Genomic DNA, 20883 nt, shown 5'->3' with positions numbered 1-20883 from the left:
GACACCGCGGTGGATGGCACGGGCTTCGCCCGTGTTCGCCGGCAAGCCCGCTCCCACAGGGATCGCGTCAAATTCAGGGTTTCAGACCTTTCCTACGCACTAAAAAGGTGCTTCCTACAACTTCCCTCGCCCAGAAACATCCCGCAAAAAGCCATCATTTTGCCCGCGCAAACGTTTAACTTCGCTGAAAGTTATACCAATGCGACATCCATGTACGCCCGTACCACTTTTCTGACGCCAATCATCCGTCCCCATATTGCATTGGGAACGCCCCCTGCATAAGTATCCGCAGGTCGGCTCACGAGGCCACCTCAATCGAAAAATGACAAAAATGAGGCCACCATGCTCAAACACGCAGTCCTTCCGTTCCTGCTAGGTGCAGGCTTGCTCTCTGGCGCACCATCGGCCCTCGCCGCATCGAACCTGGTGTTCTGCTCCGAAGGCAGCCCGGCCGGCTTCGACCCGGGGCAATACACCACAGGGACTGACTTTGACGCCTCGGCCGAGACCGTGTTCAACCGCCTGACCCAGTTCGAACGTGGCGGCACTGCCGTCATCCCGGGGCTGGCGACCAAATGGGAAGTGTCGGATGACGGCAAGACCTACACCTTCCACCTGCGCGAAGGGGTCAAGTTCCACACCACCGACTACTTCAAGCCCACCCGCACCTTCAACGCCGACGATGTGCTGTTCACTTTCAACCGCATGCTCGACAAGGACCACCCGTTCCGCAAGGCCTACCCCACCGAGTTCCCGTACTTCACCGACATGGGCATGGACAAGAACATCGCCAGGCTGGAGAAGCTCGACGAGCACACGGTGAGGTTCACCCTCAACGAAGTCGACGCCGCATTCATCCAGAACCTGGCCATGAGCTTCGCCTCGATCCAGTCCGCCGAATACGCCGACCAGTTGCTCAAGGACGGCAAGGCCGCCGACATCAACCAGAAGCCGATCGGCACCGGCCCGTTCGTGTTCAGCAAGTACCAGAAGGACGCGCAGATCCGCTTCAAGGGCAACAAGGACTACTGGCAACCCGACGAAGTGAAGATCGACAACCTGATCTTCGCCATCACCACCGACGCCTCGGTGCGCATGCAGAAGCTGAAGAAGAACGAGTGCCAGGTCACCCTGTTCCCGCGTCCGGCCGACATCCAGCCGCTAAAGCAGGACCCCAAGCTGCAGATGCCTGACCAGGCCGGCTTCAACCTCGGCTACATCGCCTACAACGTGATGGACAAGATCAAGGGCAGCAACGAGGCCAACCCGCTGGCCCAGCTGAAAGTCCGCCAGGCGCTGGACATGGCCGTGGACAAGAAAAAGATCATCGAGTCGGTCTACCAGGGCGCCGGCCAGCTGGCGGTCAACGCCATGCCGCCGACCCAGTGGTCCTACGACGACAGTATCAAGGACGCGCCATTCGACCCCGAAAAGGCCAAACAGCTGCTCAAGGAAGCCGGCATCAAGGAAGGCACCGAAATCACCCTGTGGGCCATGCCGGTGCAACGCCCGTACAACCCCAATGCCAAGCTGATGGCCGAGATGCTGCAATCCGACTGGGCCAAGGTCGGCATCAAGGCAAAGATCGTCAGCTATGAATGGGGCGAGTACATCAAGCGCTCCAAGGGCGGCGAACAGGGCGCCATGCTGATCGGCTGGAGCGGTGACAACGGTGACCCGGACAACTGGCTGGGCACCCTGTACGGCTGCGATGCCATGAGCGGCAACAACTTCTCCAAGTGGTGCTACAAGCCCTACGACGACCTGATCAAGCAGGCCAAGGCCACCTCCGACCAGGCCAAGCGCACCGAGCTGTATCAAAAGGCGCAGCACATCCTCAAGGAGCAGGTGCCGATCACCCCGATCGCCCACTCCACCGTGTACCAGCCCATGAGCGTCAAGGTGAAGGACTACAAGATCAGCCCGTTCGGCCTGAACTCCTTCTACGGCGTCAGCGTGGACAAATAGCCTAGCTACGGCACCCGCTAAACGGCGGGTGCCCGCCAACCTCGCCACCTATTCATGTCGTCCCGCCGCTACCCGCAGCGGGGTCGGCGAACTGTTGCCGCCATTCGTACCCCGAGGCGGCGCAAACAGCCGTAACAGGACTTGCCATGCGCCATACTACCCGCCTTTCCGCCCTGCTGGCCCTGGGCCTGATCAGCCAATCGCCGGCCCTGCTGGCCAACAATCTGGTGTTCTGCTCCGAAGGCAGCCCCGCCGGCTTCGACACCGCGCAGTACACCAGCGCCACCGACAACGACGCCGCCGAACCGATCTACAACCGCCTGGTCGAGTTCGAGCGCGGCGGCACCGCCGTGCACCCTGCCCTGGCGACCCGCTGGGAGGTGTCCGACGATGGCCTGCGCTACACCTTCCACCTGCGCGAAGGGGTGAAGTTCCACAGCAACAAGGCCTTTACGCCGAGCCGCGACTTCAACGCCGACGATGTACTGTTCACCTTCAACCGCATGCTCGACAAGAACCATCCGTTCCGCCAGGCCTACCCGACCGAGTTCCCCTATTTCATCAGCATGGGCCTGGACAAGAACATCGCCCGTGTCGAGAAAGCCGATCCACTGACCGTGATCTTTACCCTGAACAAGGTCGATGCCGCGTTCATCCAGAACCTGGCCATGAGCTTCGCTTCCATCCTCTCTGCCGAATACGCCGAACAGCTGATGGCCAGCGGGCGCCCCAGCGACATCAACCAGCAACCGATCGGCACCGGGCCGTTCGTGTTCCAGCGTTATCAAAAGGATTCGCAGATCCGCTACAAGGGCAACAAGGCCTATTGGGCACCCCAGGAGGTGAAGATCGACAACCTGGTGTTCTCGATCAACATCGACCCTTCGGTGCGCATCCAGAAGCTGCGCCGCAACGAGTGCCAGGTCACCCTGCACCCGCGTCCCGCCGACCTGCCGGCGCTCAAGGCCGACAGCAAGCTGCAGGTGCAGCAGCAGCCGGGCTTCAACCTCGGCTACATCGCCTACAACACCCAACACCCACCGTTCGACCGCCTGGAAGTGCGCCAGGCGATGGACATGGCGGTGAACAAGCAGGCGATCATCCAGGCCGTGTACCAGGACTCCGGCCAGTTGGCAGTCAACGCCATGCCGCCGACCCAGTGGTCCTATGACGACAGCCTCAAGGACGCGCCCTTCGACCCGGAAAAGGCCAAGCAGCTACTGCAGCAGGCCGGGGTCAAGCCGGGTACCGAGATCACCCTGTGGGCCATGCCGGTGCAGCGCCCGTACAACCCCAACGCCAAGCTGATGGCGGAAATGCTCCAGGCCGACTGGAGCAAGCTCGGCTTCAAGGTGCGCATTGTCAGCTACGAATGGGGCGAGTACCTCAAGCGCATGAAAAGCGGCGAGCACGATATCGCCCTGATCGGCTGGACCGGGGACAACGGCGACCCGGACAACTGGCTGGGCACCCTCTACAACTGCGATGCCATCGGCAGCAACAACTACTCGCTATGGTGCGACCCGCAGTACGACAGCCTGGTCAAGCAGGCCAAGCAGGTCACCGACCGCGCGCAGCGCACCGCCCTGTACCAGCAGGCCCAGCAGCGGCTCAAGCAACAGGTGCCGATTACCCCGGTGGCGCACTCCACGGTCAACCAACCGCTCAGCGTCAAGGTTTCCGGGTTCAAGGTCAGCCCGTTCGGGCGCAATGATTTTTCCGGTGTGAGTGTCGACTGATCTTTAACCCTCAAAGGCCTCTTCGCGGGTAAACCCGCTCCCACAGGTACGGCGCACATGCCGAAACCTGTGGTGCCCCTGTGGGAGCAGGTTTACCCGCGAAAGGGCCAACACAACACCCCGATTCAGCCCGGAGACCCCGGGCAACCCTGGCAACACCGCAGCAATCACCCGGCCCACAAGGCCGGCAATAACTAGAAAAGAAAGGGAGCTTTAACCTTGAGAGTATTCACCTTGACCGCACTGGCATTATCCATCAGTGCCTTATCCACCGTGGCCCAGGCCGACCCGCAAAGCCAGGACTACATCCCCATTACCCTCAAAGGCAGCAGCGAGCAGGAGCAGGCCAGTGGCTTCATCGACGGCCAGAGCCTGTCCGGCAGCACCCGTAACTGGTACGCCCGCGAACGCGCCGCACGCGCCCCGCTGTGGAAGTACTACAAGAGCGACGGCACCCGCCACGACACCCACAGCCGCGAGAACTGGGTGCAGGGCACCATCCTCAACTACAGTTCTGGCTTCACCCAGGGCACCGTCGGTTTCGCCGTCGAAGCCGCCGGCTACAACGCCATCGCCCTGCAGCAGAGCCGCGAAGCCGTCGCCGGCCCCAACAACCGCACCCTGACCCACAGCGACGGCGACCCGATCGGCCAGTGGAGCAAGATGGGCCTGGCCAACGTCAAGGCGCGGGTGTCCAACACCACCCTCACCGTCGGCCGCCAGTCGGTGGACACACCGATGATCGCCTACATTGGTAACCGCGCCCTGCCGTCGAGCTTCCAGGGCGCGTTCCTGCACAGTGCCGAATTCGACAACCTGAGCTTCGACCTGGGCACCTTCGACCGCGTCTCGCCGCGTACCGAACAGAGCCTCAGCAAGTTCCGCAGCGAGTACAGTGCCACCGGCGTGGAAACCGACCGCGCCAGCACCGCCGGTATCAACTACCAGCCGTTCAAGAGCCTGAGCACCAGCCTGTACGCCACCAAGGTCGACGACTTCTGGAACCAGTACTACTTCGGCGCCAACCACGTGCTCGGCGATAGCGCTGTACTCAGCCTGAGCACTGGCCTGAACTACTACAAGACCGTCGACGCCGGCAGCAAGAAGATGGGCGAGATCGACAACGACACCTACAGCCTGTCGCTCGGTCTGACCCACCAGGCCCATACCCTCAGCGCCTCCTGGCAGCAGGTGAACGGCAACGAGTACTTCGACTACCTGCACGAAACCAACGGCATCTACCTGGCCAACTCACTGCTGTCGGACTTCAACGGCCCCAACGAGAAGTCGCTGCAGATCTCCTACGTGCTGAACATGGCGCCGTACGGCGTGCCGGGCCTGAAGTTCAACCTGTACAACGCCCGCGGCTGGGGCATCGACGGTACCCATTACCGCGGCACCGCCTACGACGTGAACGGCCTGGATGGCGAAACCCACTACGAGTGGGGCATCGGCACCAGCTACGCGGTGCAGAGCGGGCCACTGAAAGACACCAGCATCCGCGCCACCTACACCGCGCACCGCGCCAGCAAGGCCCAGGGCGATGGCAGCCTGGATGAGTTCCGGGTGGTGACCACCATTCCATTCAACATTCTCTGACGGCCGGCGCCACGGCCCGCTTCGTTGCGGGCCGTGGCGGCTACGCTGGAATCAATGCAAGCAGGGAGTTTCAACCCATGCAGAAAGCTTTCATGAAATCGCTGCCGCTGCGCCTAGCCCTGGCAGCGCTGGTCCTGGGCAGCGCCACGCAACTGGCGGCCAAACCGCTGGTGGTGTGCACCGAAGCCAGCCCGGAAGGGTTCGATGTTGTCCAGTACACCACGGCAGTCACCTTCGATGCCGCCTCCGAAACGCTGTTCAACCGCCTGGTCGACTTCAAGCCTGGCACTACCGACGTGCAGCCGGCGCTGGCCGAGCGCTGGGATATCTCGCCAGACGGCCTGACCTACACCTTCCACCTGCGCCAGGGCGTGAAGTTCCACAGCACCGACTACTTCAAGCCCACCCGCGAATTCAACGCCGATGACGTGCTGTGGAGCCTGCGCCGCCAGCTCGACCCGGCGCACCCGTGGCACGACAAGACCAGCGTCGGCTACCCGTATTTCGAAAGCATGGCCTTCAAGAACCTGCTCAAGTCGGTAGACAAGACCGATGACCACACTGTAGTGATCACCCTCACCCGCCCGGAAGCGCCGTTCCTGCGTGACATGGCGATGGGCTTCACCTCGATCTACTCCGCCGAATACGGCGACCAGTTGCTCAAGGCCGGCAAGACCGCCGAGCTGAACAGCAAACCGATAGGTACCGGCCCGTTCATCTTCCAGCGTTATAACAAAGACGCCCAGGTCCGCTTCAAGCCCAACCCGGACTACTTCCGCGGTAAGCCACCGGCCGATGCCCTGATATTCGCCATCGCCACCGACAGCAACGTACGCCTTCAGAAGCTGCGCGCCAACGAATGCCAGGTCGCTTTGTACCCCAAGCCGGAGGATGTGCCGTCGATCAAGGCAGACCCCACGCTAAAGGTGGCTGAAACCGAAGCGCTGGTTACCGGCTACATCTCGATGAATACCCAACAAAAGTACCTGAGCGATGTGCGTGTGCGCAAAGCCATCAACATGGCCTTCGACCGCCAGACCCATGTCGACCAACTGTTCGGCAAAGGTAACGCCCAGGTGGGGGTGAACCCCTACCCGCCGAGCATGATCGGCTACAACCGTGAGAACAGGAACCCGCCCCGCGACCTGGCCAAGGCCCGTGAACTGCTCAAGGAAGCCGGAGTGCCGGAAGGCACGGTGATCACCCTGTTCACCCGCAACGGAGGCGGCCCGACCAACCCCAACCCGCGCCTGTCCGCAGAGATGCTGCAGGCCGACCTCAAGCAGATAGGCCTGAAGCTGGATATCCGCGTGATGGAGTGGGCCGAGATGCTGCGCCGGGCCAAGAAGGGTGAAGCCGACCTGGTGTCCACTGGCTGGGCGGGCGACAACGGCGACCCGGACAACTTCCTCAGTCCCCTGCTCAGTTGCGATGCAGCCAAGAGCGGCGAGAACTACGCCCGCTGGTGCAACCCGCAATTCCAGGAGCTGATCAGCCGGGCCCGCGAAGTGATCGACAACGACGAGCGCGCAAGGCTCTATAGCGAGGCATTGAAGGTGTACGATGAGGACCAACCCTGGATCAGCATGGCCCACCCCAAGGTGTTCACCGCCATGCGTGACAACGTGGAGGGCTACGTAGTCAGCCCTCTGACCAACAACAACTTCGCCACCACCAAGGTGAAGTAGAACAACAACGACCGCCGGCAACCCACACGGGAACCGGCGGCACCACCGTAGCGGGCTGATCGCCCCACGGCCTGATGAGGTAACCCCGACAATGTTGAGCTTTATTGCCCGGCGCCTTGGCCTGCTGATACCGACCTTTTTCGGTATCACCTTGCTGACCTTCGCGCTCATACGCCTGATCCCCGGTGACCCGGTGGAAGTGATGATGGGCGAGCGCAGGGTCGACCCCGAAATGCATGCCCAGGCCATGGAGCGCCTGGGCCTGAACAAGCCGCTGCCGGTCCAGTACCTGGACTATGTCGGCAAGCTGGCCCAGGGTGACCTCGGTGAATCGCTGCGCACCCGCGAGAGCGTGTGGAGCGAGTTCCTCACCCTGTTCCCGGCCACCCTCGAACTGGCCTTCGCCGCCCTGCTGTTCGCCGGCATCGTCGGCCTGCTGGCCGGGGTGATCGCCGCGCTCAAGCGCGGTTCGCTGTTCGACCACGGGGTGATGGGCATTTCCCTGGCGGGTTACTCGATGCCGATCTTCTGGTGGGGCCTGATCCTGATCATGTTCTTCTCGGTGAGCCTGGGCTGGACCCCGGTGTCCGGGCGCATCGACCTGCTCTATGACATCGAGCCGAAGACCGGCTTCATGCTCATCGACACCCTGCTCAGCGACGAGGAAGGCGCGTTCAAGGACGCGGTGATGCACCTGATCCTGCCGGCCATCGTGCTCGGCACCATCCCGCTGGCGGTGATTGCCCGCATGACCCGCTCGTCGATGCTCGAAGTGTTGCGCGAGGACTACATCCGCACCGCCCGCGCCAAAGGCCTGTCACCGGCCCGCGTGGTGTTCGTGCACGGCCTGCGCAACGCGCTGATCCCGGTACTGACCGTGTTCGGCCTGCAGGTCGGCACGTTGCTGGCCGGTGCAGTGCTGACCGAAACCATCTTTTCCTGGCCGGGCATCGGCAAGTGGCTGATCGAAGCCATCGGTGCCCGTGACTACCCCGTGGTCCAGAACGGCATCCTGTTGATCGCCTGCCTGGTGATCCTGGTCAACTTCGTGGTGGATATCCTCTACGGCCTGGCCAACCCACGCATCCGTCATCAGCGCTGAGGCCCTCGCCATGACTAGCCCGATTCCGAAATCCGTCACGCCGGCCAGCCCGGTGGACCAGAGCCTGCTCTACCCCTCGCCGTACAAAGAATTCTGGCAAGCCTTCGCGCGCAACAAAGGCGCGGTGATGGGCCTGGCCTTCATGTGCCTGGTGGTGTTCTGCGCGCTGTTCGCGCCGTGGGTCGCCCCGCACGACCCGAGCGAGCAGTACCGCGACTTCCTGCTGACCCCGCCGGTGTGGCTCGAAGGCGGCAGCTGGCAGTTCATCCTCGGCACCGACGAGCTGGGCCGCGACCTGCTTTCGCGGCTGATCCAGGGCGCGCGGCTGTCGCTGCTGATCGGCCTGTCGTCGGTAGTGATGTCGTTGATCCCGGGCATCCTGCTCGGCCTGCTGGCCGGTTTCTTCCCGCAACTGCTCGGCCCGTCGATCATGCGCCTGATGGACGTGATGCTGGCGCTGCCCTCGCTGCTGCTGGCGGTGGCCATCGTCGCCATCCTCGGCCCAGGCCTGATCAACACCGTGATCGCCATCGCCATCGTATCGTTGCCATCCTATGTGCGCCTGACCCGCGCCGCCGTGATGGGCGAGCTGAACCGCGATTACGTCACCGCCGCACGCCTGGCCGGTGCCGGGCTGCCACGGCTGATGTTCGTCACCGTGCTGCCCAACTGCATGGCACCGCTGATCGTGCAGGCCACCCTCAGCTTCTCCTCGGCCATCCTCGACGCTGCCGCCCTGGGCTTCCTCGGCCTTGGCGTGCAGCCGCCGACCCCGGAGTGGGGCACCATGCTGGCTTCGGCCCGTGACTACATCGAGCGCGCCTGGTGGGTGGTGAGCCTGCCCGGCCTGACCATTCTGCTCAGTGTGCTGGCAATCAACCTGATGGGCGACGGCCTGCGCGATGCGCTGGACCCGAAACTCAAGAACGCCGCCTGAGGAGAACGCCATGTCACTGTTGCAGATCAACAACCTGAACGTGCGCTTCGGCGACGCCACTGCGGTACCGGTGGTCGATGGCCTGGACCTGACGGTGGAGGCCGGCGAGATCCTGGCCATCGTCGGCGAATCCGGCTCCGGCAAGTCCGTGACCATGATGGCCCTGATGGGCCTGATCGATGCCCCGGGGCGCATCACTGCCGACGCGCTCACCTTCGACGGCACCGACATGCTCAAGCTCAGCGGCCGCCAGCGGCGCAAGGTGGTGGGCAAGGACATCGCCATGGTCTTCCAGGACCCGATGACCGCGCTCAACCCCAGCTACACCGTGGGTTACCAGATCGAGGAAGTGCTGCGCCAGCACCTGGGCCTGAAGGGCAAGGCCGCGCGCCAGCGTGCCCTGGAGCTGCTGAAAAAGGTCGAGATCCCGGCGGCCGAAAGCCGCCTGGACGCCTACCCGCACCAACTGTCCGGCGGCATGAGCCAGCGCGTGGCGATTGCCATGGCGATTGCCGGCGAACCCAAGCTGCTGATCGCCGACGAACCCACCACTGCACTGGACGTGACCATCCAGGCGCAGATCATGGAGCTGCTGGTCAACCTGCAGAAAGAGCGCAACATGGCGCTCATCCTGATCACCCACGACCTCGCCGTGGTCGCCGAAACGGCCAGGCGCGTATGCGTGATGTACGCCGGCCAGGCCGTGGAAGTGGGCCAGGTGCCGGAGCTGTTCGACGTGCCTGCCCACCCCTACAGCGAAGCACTGCTGGCGGCGATTCCCGAGCACAGCATCGGCGCCGAGCGCCTGGCCACCCTGCCCGGTATCGTCCCCGGCCGCTACGACCGCCCCGAGGGCTGCCTGCTGTCACCGCGCTGTCCGTACGTGCAGGACAACTGCCGGCGCCAGCGCCCGCCCCTCGATCCCCAGGCCCATGGCCTGGTGCGTTGCTTCTACCCGCTGAACCAGGAGGTGGCGTGATGGCCGTCGTTCTATCCGCCCGGGAGCTGACCCGGCATTACGAAGTCTCTCGCGGGCTGTTCAAGGGCCACGCCCTGGTCCGCGCGCTGAATGGCGTGTCGTTCGAACTGGAGGCCGGCAAGACCCTGGCCGTGGTCGGCGAGTCCGGCTGCGGCAAGTCGACCCTGGCCCGCGCCCTGACTCTGATCGAAGAGCCGTCGTCCGGCTCGCTGCAAATTGCCGGCACCGAAGTGAAAGGCGCCAGCAAGAGCGAACGCAAACAACTGCGCCGCGACGTGCAGATGGTGTTCCAGAGCCCCTACGCCTCGCTCAACCCTCGGCAGAAGATTGGTGACCAGCTGGCCGAGCCGCTGCTGATCAACACCTCACTGAGCAAGGCCGAGCGGCGAGAAAAGGTGCAGAAGATGATGGAACAGGTCGGCCTGCGCCCCGAGCATTACCAGCGCTACCCGCACATGTTCTCCGGCGGCCAGCGCCAGCGTATCGCCCTGGCGCGGGCGATGATGCTACAGCCCAAGGTGCTGGTAGCGGACGAGCCGACCTCGGCGCTGGATGTGTCGATCCAGGCCCAGGTGCTGAACCTGTTCATGGATTTGCAGAAGGAGTTCAACACCGCCTATGTGTTCATCTCGCACAACCTGGCGGTGGTACGGCATGTGGCCGATCAGGTGCTGGTGATGTACCTGGGGCGGCCGGCGGAGATGGGGCCGAAAGAGGATATCTACGAAAGGCCGTTGCACCCGTATACCCAGGCGTTGCTGTCGGCGACGCCGGCGATTCACCCGGACCCGTTGAAGCCGAAGATTCGTATTGCCGGGGAGTTGCCCAACCCGCTGAACCCGCCGGATGGCTGTGCGTTTCACAAGCGCTGCCCGTATGCGACCGAGCGGTGTGCCAAGGAGGTGCCGGCGTTGCGGCAGGTGAGTACGCGGCAGGTGGCCTGCCACTATGCGGAGCAGTTCCTCTAGATCGGTATGACCTTCTTCGCGGGTAAACCCGCTACCACAGGTGTTTCACAGCATTCGAAATCTGTGCGCTCCCTGTGGGAGCGGGTTTACCCGCGAAGGGCCGCAAAGCGGCCCCGGGGATCTCAATGCATGAAGAACCAGATCAGGATAATCACCGGAATCGGCACCCCAATCATCCAGAGCAGTATCGAGCGCATGGTCTTTCTCCTTGTTCGATGTTGAACAGACCGGTGCACTCGCCATGCCATCCCTGTCAAAAAATCACACTCAACCGAATCAACGGCTTACTCCCCAAGCCGCTTGGCGAAACCGTGCAATATGCCGGATCCGCACCCTTGCAGCTGGGTGTTCTGCAATGCACTATCAGGCTCATGACCGCCACTACCCTCCCCGACGGCCCCGAGCAGACCCCGCTCACCGCCGACACCGTGCTGCGCTACCACCTGTGCTGGAAGCACCGCGACCTCGACGGCGTCATTGCGCTCTACCACCCCGACATCCAGTACCACGACTTCTTCCAGAACCGCGTGCTCGGCTACCAGGAACTGCGTGACTACGTGCGCGCCTGCCTGCCCCATGAAGCCGGCGAAGACATCGTGCACAGCGACCGTATCCGCGTCGACGGCTGCACCGCGTTCATCCAGTACCAGGTCACGGTCCAGGGCGGCGATGGCCTGGTAGCGTTCCAGTCCAGCGAGGCGATCACCGTCAAGGACGGCCTGATCTGGCAAGTCAACGAGTACGCCACGCTGGTCCGCCAGAACGGCAGCGGCCACACCAGCAGCGGCCCGCGCCCAGCCACCAGCCGCCTTGGCCTGTCCCCCCGACAACTGTCGACCATGGCTCAGGACCTGGAACACTACTTCCAGCGTCAGCGCCCCTACCTGGACCCGGAGCTGGACCTGCAACAGGTGGCCGACGCCAGCGGTTACAGCCGCAACCAGATCTCCTACCTGCTCAACCAGGTGCTCGGGCAAAGCTTCTACCGCTACGTCAACCAGGCCCGCCTGCAGCACCTGATGGCCAGCCTCGATGACGACAGCGTCGAGGCGACGATCGACGAGCTGGCGTTCAATGCCGGTTTCAACTCGCTGTCGGCGTTCTACAAGTGTTTCCGCGAACACACCGGGCTTACGCCCAAGGCCTACCTGAAGCAAATTTCCCTGCGTGCACGCACGTAGGACAGCCGCCCGCCGACACCACTAGGATCGCCACAGACCTTGACGGATGTGGAGCCGAACCCGATGCAACCCCTGCGCACGCTCAGCCTGTGGATGGACCAGCTTGACGAGCCGCTGTGCGCCCGCCCGGCCCTGCGCGACGACCTGGAAGCGGATGTGTGCATCATCGGCGCTGGCTACACCGGCCTGTGGACCGCCTACTACCTCAAGCGTCAGGCGCCACAGCTGAACATCGCCGTGATCGATGCCAACATCGCCGGCTTTGGCGCCTCGGGGCGCAACGGCGGCTGGCTGATGGGCAACCTGCTCGGCGAAAGCCGCCTGCTCGCGACCCTTTCGCCGCAACAGCGGCGCACCAGCATCGACCTGCTGCATGGCATTCCTGATGAAGTACACCGCGTGCTGCAACGCGAGGGCATTGACTGCGATTACCGCAAAGGCGGCGTGCTGTACTGCGCCGCACGCTACCCGGAACAGGAGCGTAGCCTGCGCGCCTACCTCGACGACCTTTATCGTCAGGGCATGACCGAGGACGACTACCGCTGGCTGCGCCCCGAACAGCTGGACGCCCAGTTGCGGGTCAGCAATGCCTATGGGGCCATCTACAGCCCGCACACCGCAACTATCCAACCCGCCAAGCTGGCGCGTGGCCTGGCCCGAGCGGTAGAAGCGCTGGGCGTACCCATCTACGAAAACACCCCGGCCATCGACTGGCAGACCGGTGAGGTGCGTACCCCGTTGGCGCGCATTCGCTGCCAATGGATGGTACCCGCCGTGGAGGGCTACGCCGCCAGCCTGCCGCCACTGGGCAAACATCAGCTGCCGGTACAGAGCCTGTTGGTGGCCACCGAGCCATTGCCGGAGGCCACCTGGGAACAGATCGGCCTGAACCAGGGCCAGGCGTTCAGCGAAAGCAGCCGCCAGGTCACCTATGGCCAGCGTACCGCCGACAACCGCCTGGTATTCGGCGCCCGTGGCGGCTACCGCTTCGGTGGCCGCCTGCGCGAAAACTTCAACCTCACTGAACAGGAAATCGAGCTGCGCCGCTATCTGTTCAGCGAACTGTTCCCGCAGCTGAAGCACGTGCGCATCACCCATTCGTGGGGCGGCAACCTGGGCATGGCACGGCGCTTCCACCCGCACATGCTCTGCGACCGCCAGCGCGGCATCGCCCTGGCCGGCGGCTACGGCGGCGAGGGTGTCGGCGCCACCAACCTGGGCGGGCGCACCCTGGCGGCGCTGATCCTCAACCAGCACAACGAACTGACTGCGCAACCCTGGGTGCTCGACAACCGCCCGCTTTCAAGCCTGGCCAGCTGGCCACCCGAGCCCTGCCGCTGGCTGGGCTACAACGCAATCATCCAGAGTTTCGTCCACGAGGACCGGACCCTCGCCAATCCCGCCTGCGCGTCGTGGAGGCGGCGCCTGGCCAGCAGTCTTGCGGACTTCATGGAAGGTTTCATGCACTGACTTCCCTTTCCCTGACACAGGATTCACCGGTCATGAACATCACCCAGTTCAAGAACAGCGACAGCGCCGTGCTGGATAGCTCCAACCCCGTTGCGGTACCACTCGGCGAGCCCGTGGCGGTGACCTCGGTCACCTGCGTGGAACGCAGCGACGGCGTCGAAACCGGCATCTGGGAGTGCACCCCCGGGCGCTGGCGGCGGCAGATCGTGCAGCAGGAGTTCTGCCATTTCATCAAGGGCCGCTGCACCTTCACCCCCGACGGTGGCAAGCCGCTGCTCATAGAAGCCGGAGACGCACTGATGCTACCGGCCAACAGCACCGGCACCTGGGACATCCAGGAGACCGTGCGCAAGACCTACGTCCTTATTTTCTGATCCGCTGATCGCCTGCCTTCGACAACAACAGACAAAGCAAGGTAACCCCGACATGCGCACGCTCCTTCTCGCCCCCCTGATGCTGGCCGCCAGCGTGGCCGGCGCCGCCGAAACGGTGAAGATCTACAACTGGTCCAGCTACGTCGCCCCCGACACACTGAAGAACTTCCAGCAAGCCAGCGGTATCGTGCCCACCTACGATGTTTACGACAGCAACGAAACCCTCGACGGCAAGCTGATGACCGGCAACTCCGGCTACGACGTGGTGTTTCCGTCCAACCATTTCATGGCCCGGCAGATCCAGGGCAAGGCCCTCAAGCGCCTGGACAAGTCGCAACTGCCCAACTGGCACAACCTCAACCCGGTGCTGCTCAAGGCGCTGGAGGTGAACGACCCGGGCAACCAGTACGGCTTCCCCTACCTGTGGGGCAGCACCGGTATCGGCTACAACATCGACAAGGTCAAGGCGGTGCTCGGGGACAACGCGCCACTGGACTCATGGGACCTGATCTTCAAGCCCGAATACATGAGCAAGCTGAAAACCTGCGGCGTCGCCGTGCTGGACAACGGCCCCGAACTGTTGCCGATCGCCCTGCACTACCTGGGCCTGCCGCACCACAGCCAGAACCCGGCGGACTACGACAAGGCCAAGGCGCTGTTGATGCAGGTGCGGCCGTACATCAGCTACTTCCACTCATCGAAGTACACCGGCGACCTGGCCAATGGCGATATCTGCGTGGTGGTGGGTTTCTCGGGGGATGTGCTGCAGGCGAAGAATCGCGCCGAAGAAGCGAAGAACGGAGTGAACGTGGGGTACTCGATCCCGAAGGAAGGCGCGCCGATGTGGTTCGACATGGTCGCCATGCCGGCCGATGCGCCGGATGAAAAGGCCGGGTATGCCTACATGAACTACCTGCTGCAGCCGCAGGTGATGGCCAACATCAGCAACCATGTGCAGTACGCCAACGGCAACCTCGAAGCGGACGGGCTCGTGGAACCGGCGATGAAGGGCAACACGATGGTTTACCCGAGCGAGGAAGTGATGGGCAAGCTGTATGCGCTGGAGGCAATGCCGGCGAAGATCGACCGTATCAGAACCCGGATCTGGACCAGTATCAAGGCCGGGAATTAATTTCGGTCTTAGCACGGTCCCTGTGGGAGCGGGTTCATCGGAGCGCCGAACCGCCGCGAATGCGATATTGAATTCACCGACGCATTCGCGGGTGAACCCGCTCCCACAGGGTCAGTTGGCAGGCTCTCGAAAATCAGTGGTGCTCGCGGGTAGCGCGGAACTTGATGTCCGGCCAGCGCTCTTCCATCAGCGACAGGTTGACCCGGGTCGGCGCCAGGTAGGTCAGGTGCCCGCCACCGTCGATGGCCAGGTTTTCCATGGCCTTGTTCTGGAATTCCTCGAGCTTCTTCTTGTCGTCGCAGCCGATCCAGCGCGCCGACCAGACGGTGATCGGCTCGTAGGCGCACTCGACCTTGTACTCTTCCTTCAGGCGGCTGGCGACCACGTCGAACTGCAGCACACCGACCGCACCGAGGATGATGTCGTTGCTGCGCTCCGGGAAGAACACCTGGGTCGCGCCCTCTTCGGCCAGCTGCTGCAGGCCCTGACGCAGCTGCTTGGATTTCAGCGGGTCCTTCAGGCGTACGCGGCGGAACAGTTCCGGGGCGAAGTGCGGGATACCGGTGAAGCCCAGCGCCTCGCCTTCGGTGAAGGTGTCGCCGATCTGGATGGTGCCGTGGTTGTGCAGGCCAATGATGTCGCCGGCATAGGCCTCTTCCAGTTGCTCACGCTCGGAGGAGAAGAAGGTCAGCGCATCGCCGATACGCAGGTCCTTGTTGATCCGCACGTGGCGCATCTTCATGCCCTTCTCGTACTTGCCCGAGCAAATGCGCATGAAGGCGATGCGGTCGCGGTGTTTCGGGTCCATGTTCGCCTGGATCTTGAACACGAAGCCGGTGAACTTCTCTTCCACAGGCTCGACGGTACGCTCGTGGGCAACACGGCCCAGCGGGCGCGGCGCCCAGTCGACGACTGCGTCGAGCACGTGGTCGACACCGAAGTTGCCCAATGCAGTACCGAAGAACACCGGAGTCAGCTGGCCGTTGATGAACTCTTCCTGGTTGAACTCGTGGCAGGCCCCCTGCACCAGCTCCAGCTGCTCGACGAACGAGTCGTACTGGTCGCCCAGATGAGCGCGGGCCTCGTCCGAGTCCAGCTTCTGAATGATCTTGGCTTCGGTGCGCTCGTGGCCGTGGCCCGGGGTGTACACCACGATGTAGTCACCGGTCAGGTGGTACACGCCCTTGAAGTCGCGGTAGCAACCGATCGGCCAGGTGATCGGTGCCGCCTTGATCTTCAGTACCGCTTCGATCTCGTCGAGCAGTTCGATCGGGTCGCGGATGTCACGGTCGAGTTTGTTGATGAAGCTGACGATCGGCGTGTCGCGCAGGCGGCACACGTCCATCAGGGCGATGGTGCGTGGCTCTACACCTTTACCGCCATCGAGCACCATCAGCGCCGAGTCCACCGCGGTCAGGGTGCGGTAGGTGTCTTCCGAGAAGTCTTCGTGACCGGGGGTGTCGAGCAGGTTGATCATGTGCTCGCGGTACGGGAACTGCATCACCGAGGTGGTGATGGAGATGCCGCGCTGCTTCTCCATTTCCATCCAGTCGGAGGTGGCGTGGCGGTCGGACTTGCGCGACTTCACGGTACCGGCGACGGCAATGGCCTTGCCCATCAGCAGCAGCTTCTCGGTGATGGTGGTCTTACCGGCGTCGGGGTGGGAAATGATTGCGAAAGTGCGGCGCTTCGCGACTTCGGCGGCCTGGTTGGTCATGGGAAATCGCCTGACTGGGGGATTTAAAAGGGGCGATATCATACCTGAAGTTGGGCCGGGACCAAAACCTGAGGAATGAGTGGTGCTGTGCCGGCCTCTTCGCGGGTAAACCCGCTCCCACAGGGACTGCACAGCGTCCAGGTGCGGTGCAGTCCCTGTGGGAGCGGGTTTACCCGCGAAAGGGCCGGCTCAGGCAAAGCCGATTCCACAGGCAATCGCTTTATCACGATAAATGGCCACAGGTCAGTTATTTCAACGCTTGTAGCGAATTAATACGCTGTTTTTTCTCGCCATATTTCGATACACCCAGTGATTAGCACTGGCCAAATGCCGCCCCAGATGGGAACCTTTACGCCCACGGAGACGTCCACTCCCCTGCAACCCGCTTCGGTTGGGGAGCTGTTTTCATCAGCATTTTCGGGCCCGACGGGGTTCGGCTCATGGCCTGATCGCAGCCTTCGGCGTGCGTCATGCTGCTACTCGCGAACACACCACCCGCCGCCAGGACTGGCCGGCAACCAAGAAGTGTGCTCGCCGACTACACAAGGAGTCCGCCTGTGGCAAAACGCTACGGAAAAGGGCTGTTGGGATGGGCCGCCGTGCTCGTCATCCTGGCCCTGCTGGTCCACTGGATCGGCATCGACACGATCACGCGTTATCGCGACGATCTTGGGTTCTACCTGCAAGCGCACCTGGTCCTGGTGCTGGCTTCGATGGCGGCGGCGCTGGCCGTGGGCATCCCCGCCGGCATTGCGTTAAGTCGACCGCAGCGGGTCGACAAAGCCGAGCGCTTCATGCAGTTGTTCAACGTTGGCAACACCATCCCTCCCCTGGCCGTTCTGGCCATCGCCCTGAGTATCCTGGGCATCGGCGCCGGGCCTGCAATCTTCGCCCTGTTCCTCGCCTCCCTCCTGCCCATCGTGCGCAACACCTACGAGGGCCTGAAAAACGTCCCCGCCTCGCTCAAGGAAGCCGCCACCGGCATCGGCATGACCCCGCGCCAGCAACTCTGGCAGGTTGAGTTGCCCAACGCCGTGCCGATCATCGTCGGCGGCGTGCGCGTGGCCCTGGCGCTGAACGTGGGCACCGCACCGCTGGCCTTCCTGATCGGCGCCAACAGCCTGGGCAGCCTGATCTTCCCCGGCATCGCCCTGAACAACCAGCCACAGCTGCTGCTGGGTGCCGCCTGCACCGCGCTGCTGGCGCTGGTGCTGGACGCGGCGGTGAGTTTCTCCAGCAAGCGCTGGCTGGAACGTGGCCTGGCTGGATAACAAGAGGGAACGTATGAACAAGAAAATCGCCTTGCTGCTGGGCGCGGCCCTGCTGTTCGCAGGATTTGCCCAGGCAGCGGAAAAACCGCTGATCCGCATCGGCGCGCGGGTGTTCACCGAACAGACCGTGCTCGCCGAAATCACCGCGCAATACCTGCGCGCCAACGGTTTTGACGTGCGCGTCACCAGCGGCCTTGGCAGCAGCATCGCGCGCCAGGCCCAGGAAACCGGCCAGCTCGACCTGATGTGGGAATACACCGGCGTGTCACTGGTGTCGTACAACCATATCGATGAGCGCATGCCCAGTGCCGAGGCCACCTACGCCAAGGTCAAGGCACTGGACGCGAAGAAAGGCTTGATCTGGCTGACCCCGTCGAAGTTCAGCAACACCTACGCGCTGGGCCTGCCCAAGCAGGTCGCCGAGGCTTATCCACAGATCAACTCGATCAGCGACCTCAACCAGGTGCTGCGTGACGAAAGCCGACGCAACCACCTGGTGGCGCTGGACACCGAGTTCGCCAACCGCCCGGACGGCCTGGTCGGCCTGAAGGCGATGTACGACTTGCAAGTGGGCCGCGCCAACATCCGCCAGATGGATGCCGGCCTGGTCTACACCGCCATGCACAACAACCAGGTGTTCGCCGGCCTGGTGTACACCACCGATGGCCGCCTGAACGCGTTCAACCTCAAGCTGCTGGAAGACGACAAGCACTACTTCCCCGACTACACCGCCGCGCCGGTGGTGCGCAAAGCCGTGCTCGACGCCAACCCGCAGCTGGCCGGCCTGCTCAAGCCACTGGCCGAGCAACTGGATGACGCAACCATGCGCCAGCTCAACGCCAAGGTCGATGTCGAGCACCAGAACCCGACCGCCGTGGCTGCCGCTTTCCTGCGTGAGCATCCACTGAACAGCGAGGGCCAGCCATGAACCTGATCGATACCTTCAACCATCTGGACTGGGCCCAGGTGCTGCATCTGACCTGGCAACACATCATGCTGGTCGGCGTCGCCGTGGGCCTGGCGATCATCGTCGGCGTACCGCTGGGCATCCTGATGACCCGCTTCCCGGCCGTCGCCGGCCCATTGCAGGCCAGTGCCACGGTGCTGCTGACCATCCCGTCCATCGCCCTGTTCGGCCTGCTGCTGCCGTTCTACTCCAGGTTCGGCCAGGGCCTCGGGCCGCTGCCGGCGATCACTGCGGTGTTCCTCTATTCACTGCTGCCGATCCTGCGCAACACCTACCTGGCCCTGACCAACGTCGAGCCCGGCATCCGTGAAGCCGCGCGCGGCATCGGCATGACCTTCGGCCAGCGCCTGCGCATGGTCGAACTGCCCATCGCCGTGCCGGTGATTCTCGCCGGCGTGCGCACCGCCGTGGTGATGAACATCGGCGTCATGACCATCGCCGCCACCATCGGCGCCGGCGGCCTCGGCGTACTCATCCTTACCTCCATCAGCCGCAGCGACATGTCGATGCTGCTGGTCGGCGCCGTGCTGGTCAGCCTGCTGGCGATCATCGCCGACCTGCTGCTGCAAACCCTGCAACGTGCCCTGACTCCAGAAGGACTGCGCTCATGATCGAACTGAAGAACCTCAGCAAAACCTTCAACGTCAACGGCAAGGACGTCAAAGCCGTCGACGCGGTAAGCCTCACCGTCAACGAAGGGGAAATCTGCGTGTTCCTCGGCCCCTCGGGCTGCGGCAAGAGCACTACCCTGAAAATGATCAACCGCCTGATCACCCCCACTTCCGGCCAGGTGTTCATCAATGGCGAAGACACCACCGGGCTGGACGAAGTCACCCTGCGCCGGCACATCGGCTACGTGATCCAGCAGATCGGCCTGTTCCCCAACATGACCATCGAGGAGAACATCACCGTGGTGCCGCGCCTGCTCGGCTGGGACAAACAGAAGTGCCATGAACGCGCCCGCGAGCTGATGCACATGATCAAGCTGGAGCCCAAGCAGTACCTGCAACGCTACCCGCGCGAGCTGTCCGGTGGTCAGCAGCAGCGTATCGGCGTGATCCGCGCCTTGGCGGCGGAAGCGCCGGTGCTGCTGATGGACGAGCCGTTCGGCGCGGTCGACCCGATCAACCGCGAGATGATCCAGAACGAGTTCTTCGAGATGCAGCGGGCGCTGAACAAGACGGTGATCATGGTCAGCCACGACATCGACGAAGCGATCAAGCTGGGCGACAAGATCGCCATTTTCCGTGCCGGCAAGCTGTTGCAGCTGGACCACCCGGACACCCTGCTGGCGCATCCGGCGGATGAGTTCGTCAGCAACTTCGTCGGCCAGGACAGCACCCTCAAGCGCCTGCTGCTGGTGCGTGCCGAGGATGCGGCAGACAACGCGCCATCGGTGAGCCCGCAGACGCCGGTGAGCGATGCGCTGGAGCTGCTGGACGAGCACGACCGCCGTTACGTGGTGGTGACCGATGCGCAGAACAAGGCACTGGGCTACGTGCGCCGGCGTGATATGCATCGCCAGCAAGGGACCTGTGGCGACTTCCTGCGGCCGTTCAATGCAACCGCGGCGCATGATGAGCATTTGCGCATCCTGTTGTCGCGGATGTACGAATTCAACCGGGCGTGGCTGCCGGTGCTGGATGCCGAGCAGGTGTTCCTGGGTGAAGTGACCCAGGAGTCGATTGCGGCTTACCTGAGTTCGGGGCGTTCGCGGGGGGCCAAGACCAGCATCGTTTCGCCGGCCGAGGCGGTGATTTCCTGAATCGGCCTCTTCGCGGGTAAACCCGC

The 20883-nt window shown here is 63.3% G+C and carries 17 protein-coding genes; 16 read left to right on the top strand and 1 reads right to left on the bottom strand.

Annotated elements, in window-relative coordinates:
• Positions 1-342 precede the first annotated feature (342 nt).
• The 12 genes from ACIQYU_RS01625 (at position 343) to ACIQYU_RS01570 (ending at position 15137) form a co-directional block, all read left to right on the top strand.
• Entirely contained in the window at positions 343-1968 is a 1626-nt protein-coding gene (locus tag ACIQYU_RS01625) for an ABC transporter substrate-binding protein (protein ID WP_402797958.1), read from the top strand.
• Positions 1969-2114: 146 nt separating this feature from the next.
• The gene (locus ACIQYU_RS01620; RefSeq protein WP_402797955.1) at positions 2115-3707 is read left to right on the top strand and encodes an ABC transporter substrate-binding protein; all 1593 of its coding nucleotides are present in this window, start codon (positions 2115-2117) and stop codon (positions 3705-3707) included.
• 219 nt (positions 3708-3926) lie between these two features.
• A complete protein-coding gene (locus ACIQYU_RS01615) occupies positions 3927-5306 on the top strand; it encodes an OprD family porin (RefSeq protein WP_063911341.1) in 1380 nt (459 codons plus the stop codon).
• Positions 5307-5383: 77 nt separating this feature from the next.
• Positions 5384-6994 (top strand): ABC transporter substrate-binding protein, encoded by a 1611-nt coding sequence (locus ACIQYU_RS01610; RefSeq protein WP_402797951.1) that lies wholly within the window; start codon positions 5384-5386, stop codon positions 6992-6994.
• A gap of 91 nt (positions 6995-7085) precedes the next feature.
• A complete protein-coding gene (locus ACIQYU_RS01605) occupies positions 7086-8096 on the top strand; it encodes an ABC transporter permease subunit (RefSeq protein ID WP_012316108.1) in 1011 nt (336 codons plus the stop codon).
• A 10-nt stretch (positions 8097-8106) separates the two neighbouring features.
• Positions 8107-9033: an ABC transporter permease subunit gene (locus ACIQYU_RS01600; protein WP_063911340.1), complete on the top strand. Its 927-nt coding sequence runs from the start codon at positions 8107-8109 to the stop codon at positions 9031-9033.
• Positions 9034-9043: 10 nt separating this feature from the next.
• The gene (locus tag ACIQYU_RS01595; protein WP_207834740.1) at positions 9044-10012 is read left to right on the top strand and encodes an ABC transporter ATP-binding protein; all 969 of its coding nucleotides are present in this window, start codon (positions 9044-9046) and stop codon (positions 10010-10012) included.
• The gene (locus tag ACIQYU_RS01590; protein WP_024086321.1) at positions 10012-10980 is read left to right on the top strand and encodes a peptide ABC transporter ATP-binding protein; all 969 of its coding nucleotides are present in this window, start codon (positions 10012-10014) and stop codon (positions 10978-10980) included. The genes ACIQYU_RS01595 and ACIQYU_RS01590 overlap by 1 nt, the downstream gene beginning before the upstream one ends.
• Positions 10981-11351: 371 nt before the next feature.
• Positions 11352-12161 (top strand): nuclear transport factor 2 family protein, encoded by an 810-nt coding sequence (locus ACIQYU_RS01585; protein WP_144170661.1) that lies wholly within the window; start codon positions 11352-11354, stop codon positions 12159-12161.
• Positions 12162-12224: 63 nt separating this feature from the next.
• Positions 12225-13631 carry an FAD-binding oxidoreductase gene (locus ACIQYU_RS01580; RefSeq protein ID WP_343582788.1) on the top strand — a complete coding sequence of 469 codons (1407 nt, stop codon included), beginning with the start codon at positions 12225-12227 and terminating at the stop codon, positions 13629-13631.
• Positions 13632-13663: 32 nt separating this feature from the next.
• Positions 13664-14005, top strand: coding sequence for a cupin domain-containing protein (locus tag ACIQYU_RS01575; protein ID WP_063911335.1), 342 nt, complete (start codon positions 13664-13666; stop codon positions 14003-14005).
• Between the two features lie 52 nt (positions 14006-14057).
• Positions 14058-15137: a polyamine ABC transporter substrate-binding protein gene (locus ACIQYU_RS01570; RefSeq protein ID WP_144170659.1), complete on the top strand. Its 1080-nt coding sequence runs from the start codon at positions 14058-14060 to the stop codon at positions 15135-15137.
• A 133-nt stretch (positions 15138-15270) separates the two neighbouring features.
• Here ACIQYU_RS01570 and ACIQYU_RS01565 read toward each other — a convergent pair whose 3' ends face one another.
• Positions 15271-16854: a peptide chain release factor 3 gene (locus ACIQYU_RS01565; protein WP_003257876.1), complete on the bottom strand. Its 1584-nt coding sequence runs from the start codon at positions 16852-16854 to the stop codon at positions 15271-15273.
• A gap of 557 nt (positions 16855-17411) precedes the next feature.
• Between ACIQYU_RS01565 and ACIQYU_RS01560 the strand changes: the two genes are divergently transcribed.
• The 4 genes from ACIQYU_RS01560 to ACIQYU_RS01545 are packed head-to-tail and all read left to right on the top strand — an operon-like array spanning position 17412 to position 20857.
• Positions 17412-18125, top strand: coding sequence for an ABC transporter permease (locus tag ACIQYU_RS01560; protein ID WP_063911333.1), 714 nt, complete (start codon positions 17412-17414; stop codon positions 18123-18125).
• A gap of 13 nt (positions 18126-18138) precedes the next feature.
• Entirely contained in the window at positions 18139-19053 is a 915-nt protein-coding gene (locus ACIQYU_RS01555) for a glycine betaine ABC transporter substrate-binding protein (protein ID WP_144170657.1), read from the top strand.
• The gene (locus ACIQYU_RS01550) at positions 19050-19703 is read left to right on the top strand and encodes an ABC transporter permease (RefSeq protein WP_063911331.1); all 654 of its coding nucleotides are present in this window, start codon (positions 19050-19052) and stop codon (positions 19701-19703) included. Before ACIQYU_RS01555 ends, ACIQYU_RS01550 begins: the two co-directional genes overlap by 4 nt.
• On the top strand, positions 19700-20857 hold the full coding sequence (locus ACIQYU_RS01545; RefSeq protein WP_144170656.1) for a betaine/proline/choline family ABC transporter ATP-binding protein: 1158 nt from the start codon (positions 19700-19702) through the stop codon (positions 20855-20857). The genes ACIQYU_RS01550 and ACIQYU_RS01545 overlap by 4 nt, the downstream gene beginning before the upstream one ends.
• Positions 20858-20883: the final 26 nt, after the last annotated feature.

The organism is Pseudomonas sp. NPDC096925 (assembly GCF_044762545.1).
Lineage (GTDB): Bacteria > Pseudomonadota > Gammaproteobacteria > Pseudomonadales > Pseudomonadaceae > Aquipseudomonas.
This window is presented reverse-complemented; position numbering and strand designations above follow the sequence as displayed.

What these genes read in the sequence shown, in the direction of transcription:
- ACIQYU_RS01625 (WP_402797958.1), top strand. Translation starts at nt 343, where the DNA reads ATGCTCAAACACGCAGTCCTTCCGTTCCTGCTAGGTGCAGGCTTGCTC.
- ACIQYU_RS01620 (WP_402797955.1), top strand. Translation starts at nt 2,115, where the DNA reads ATGCGCCATACTACCCGCCTTTCCGCCCTGCTGGCCCTGGGCCTGATC.
- ACIQYU_RS01610 (WP_402797951.1), top strand. Translation starts at nt 5,384, where the DNA reads ATGCAGAAAGCTTTCATGAAATCGCTGCCGCTGCGCCTAGCCCTGGCA.
- ACIQYU_RS01605 (WP_012316108.1), top strand. Translation starts at nt 7,086, where the DNA reads ATGTTGAGCTTTATTGCCCGGCGCCTTGGCCTGCTGATACCGACCTTT.
- ACIQYU_RS01600 (WP_063911340.1), top strand. Translation starts at nt 8,107, where the DNA reads ATGACTAGCCCGATTCCGAAATCCGTCACGCCGGCCAGCCCGGTGGAC.
- ACIQYU_RS01595 (WP_207834740.1), top strand. Translation starts at nt 9,044, where the DNA reads ATGTCACTGTTGCAGATCAACAACCTGAACGTGCGCTTCGGCGACGCC.
- ACIQYU_RS01590 (WP_024086321.1), top strand. Translation starts at nt 10,012, where the DNA reads ATGGCCGTCGTTCTATCCGCCCGGGAGCTGACCCGGCATTACGAAGTC.
- ACIQYU_RS01585 (WP_144170661.1), top strand. Translation starts at nt 11,352, where the DNA reads ATGACCGCCACTACCCTCCCCGACGGCCCCGAGCAGACCCCGCTCACC.
- ACIQYU_RS01580 (WP_343582788.1), top strand. Translation starts at nt 12,225, where the DNA reads ATGCAACCCCTGCGCACGCTCAGCCTGTGGATGGACCAGCTTGACGAG.
- ACIQYU_RS01575 (WP_063911335.1), top strand. Translation starts at nt 13,664, where the DNA reads ATGAACATCACCCAGTTCAAGAACAGCGACAGCGCCGTGCTGGATAGC.
- ACIQYU_RS01570 (WP_144170659.1), top strand. Translation starts at nt 14,058, where the DNA reads ATGCGCACGCTCCTTCTCGCCCCCCTGATGCTGGCCGCCAGCGTGGCC.
- ACIQYU_RS01565 (WP_003257876.1), bottom strand. Translation starts at nt 16,854, where the DNA reads ATGACCAACCAGGCCGCCGAAGTCGCGAAGCGCCGCACTTTCGCAATC.
- ACIQYU_RS01555 (WP_144170657.1), top strand. Translation starts at nt 18,139, where the DNA reads ATGAACAAGAAAATCGCCTTGCTGCTGGGCGCGGCCCTGCTGTTCGCA.
- ACIQYU_RS01550 (WP_063911331.1), top strand. Translation starts at nt 19,050, where the DNA reads ATGAACCTGATCGATACCTTCAACCATCTGGACTGGGCCCAGGTGCTG.
- ACIQYU_RS01545 (WP_144170656.1), top strand. Translation starts at nt 19,700, where the DNA reads ATGATCGAACTGAAGAACCTCAGCAAAACCTTCAACGTCAACGGCAAG.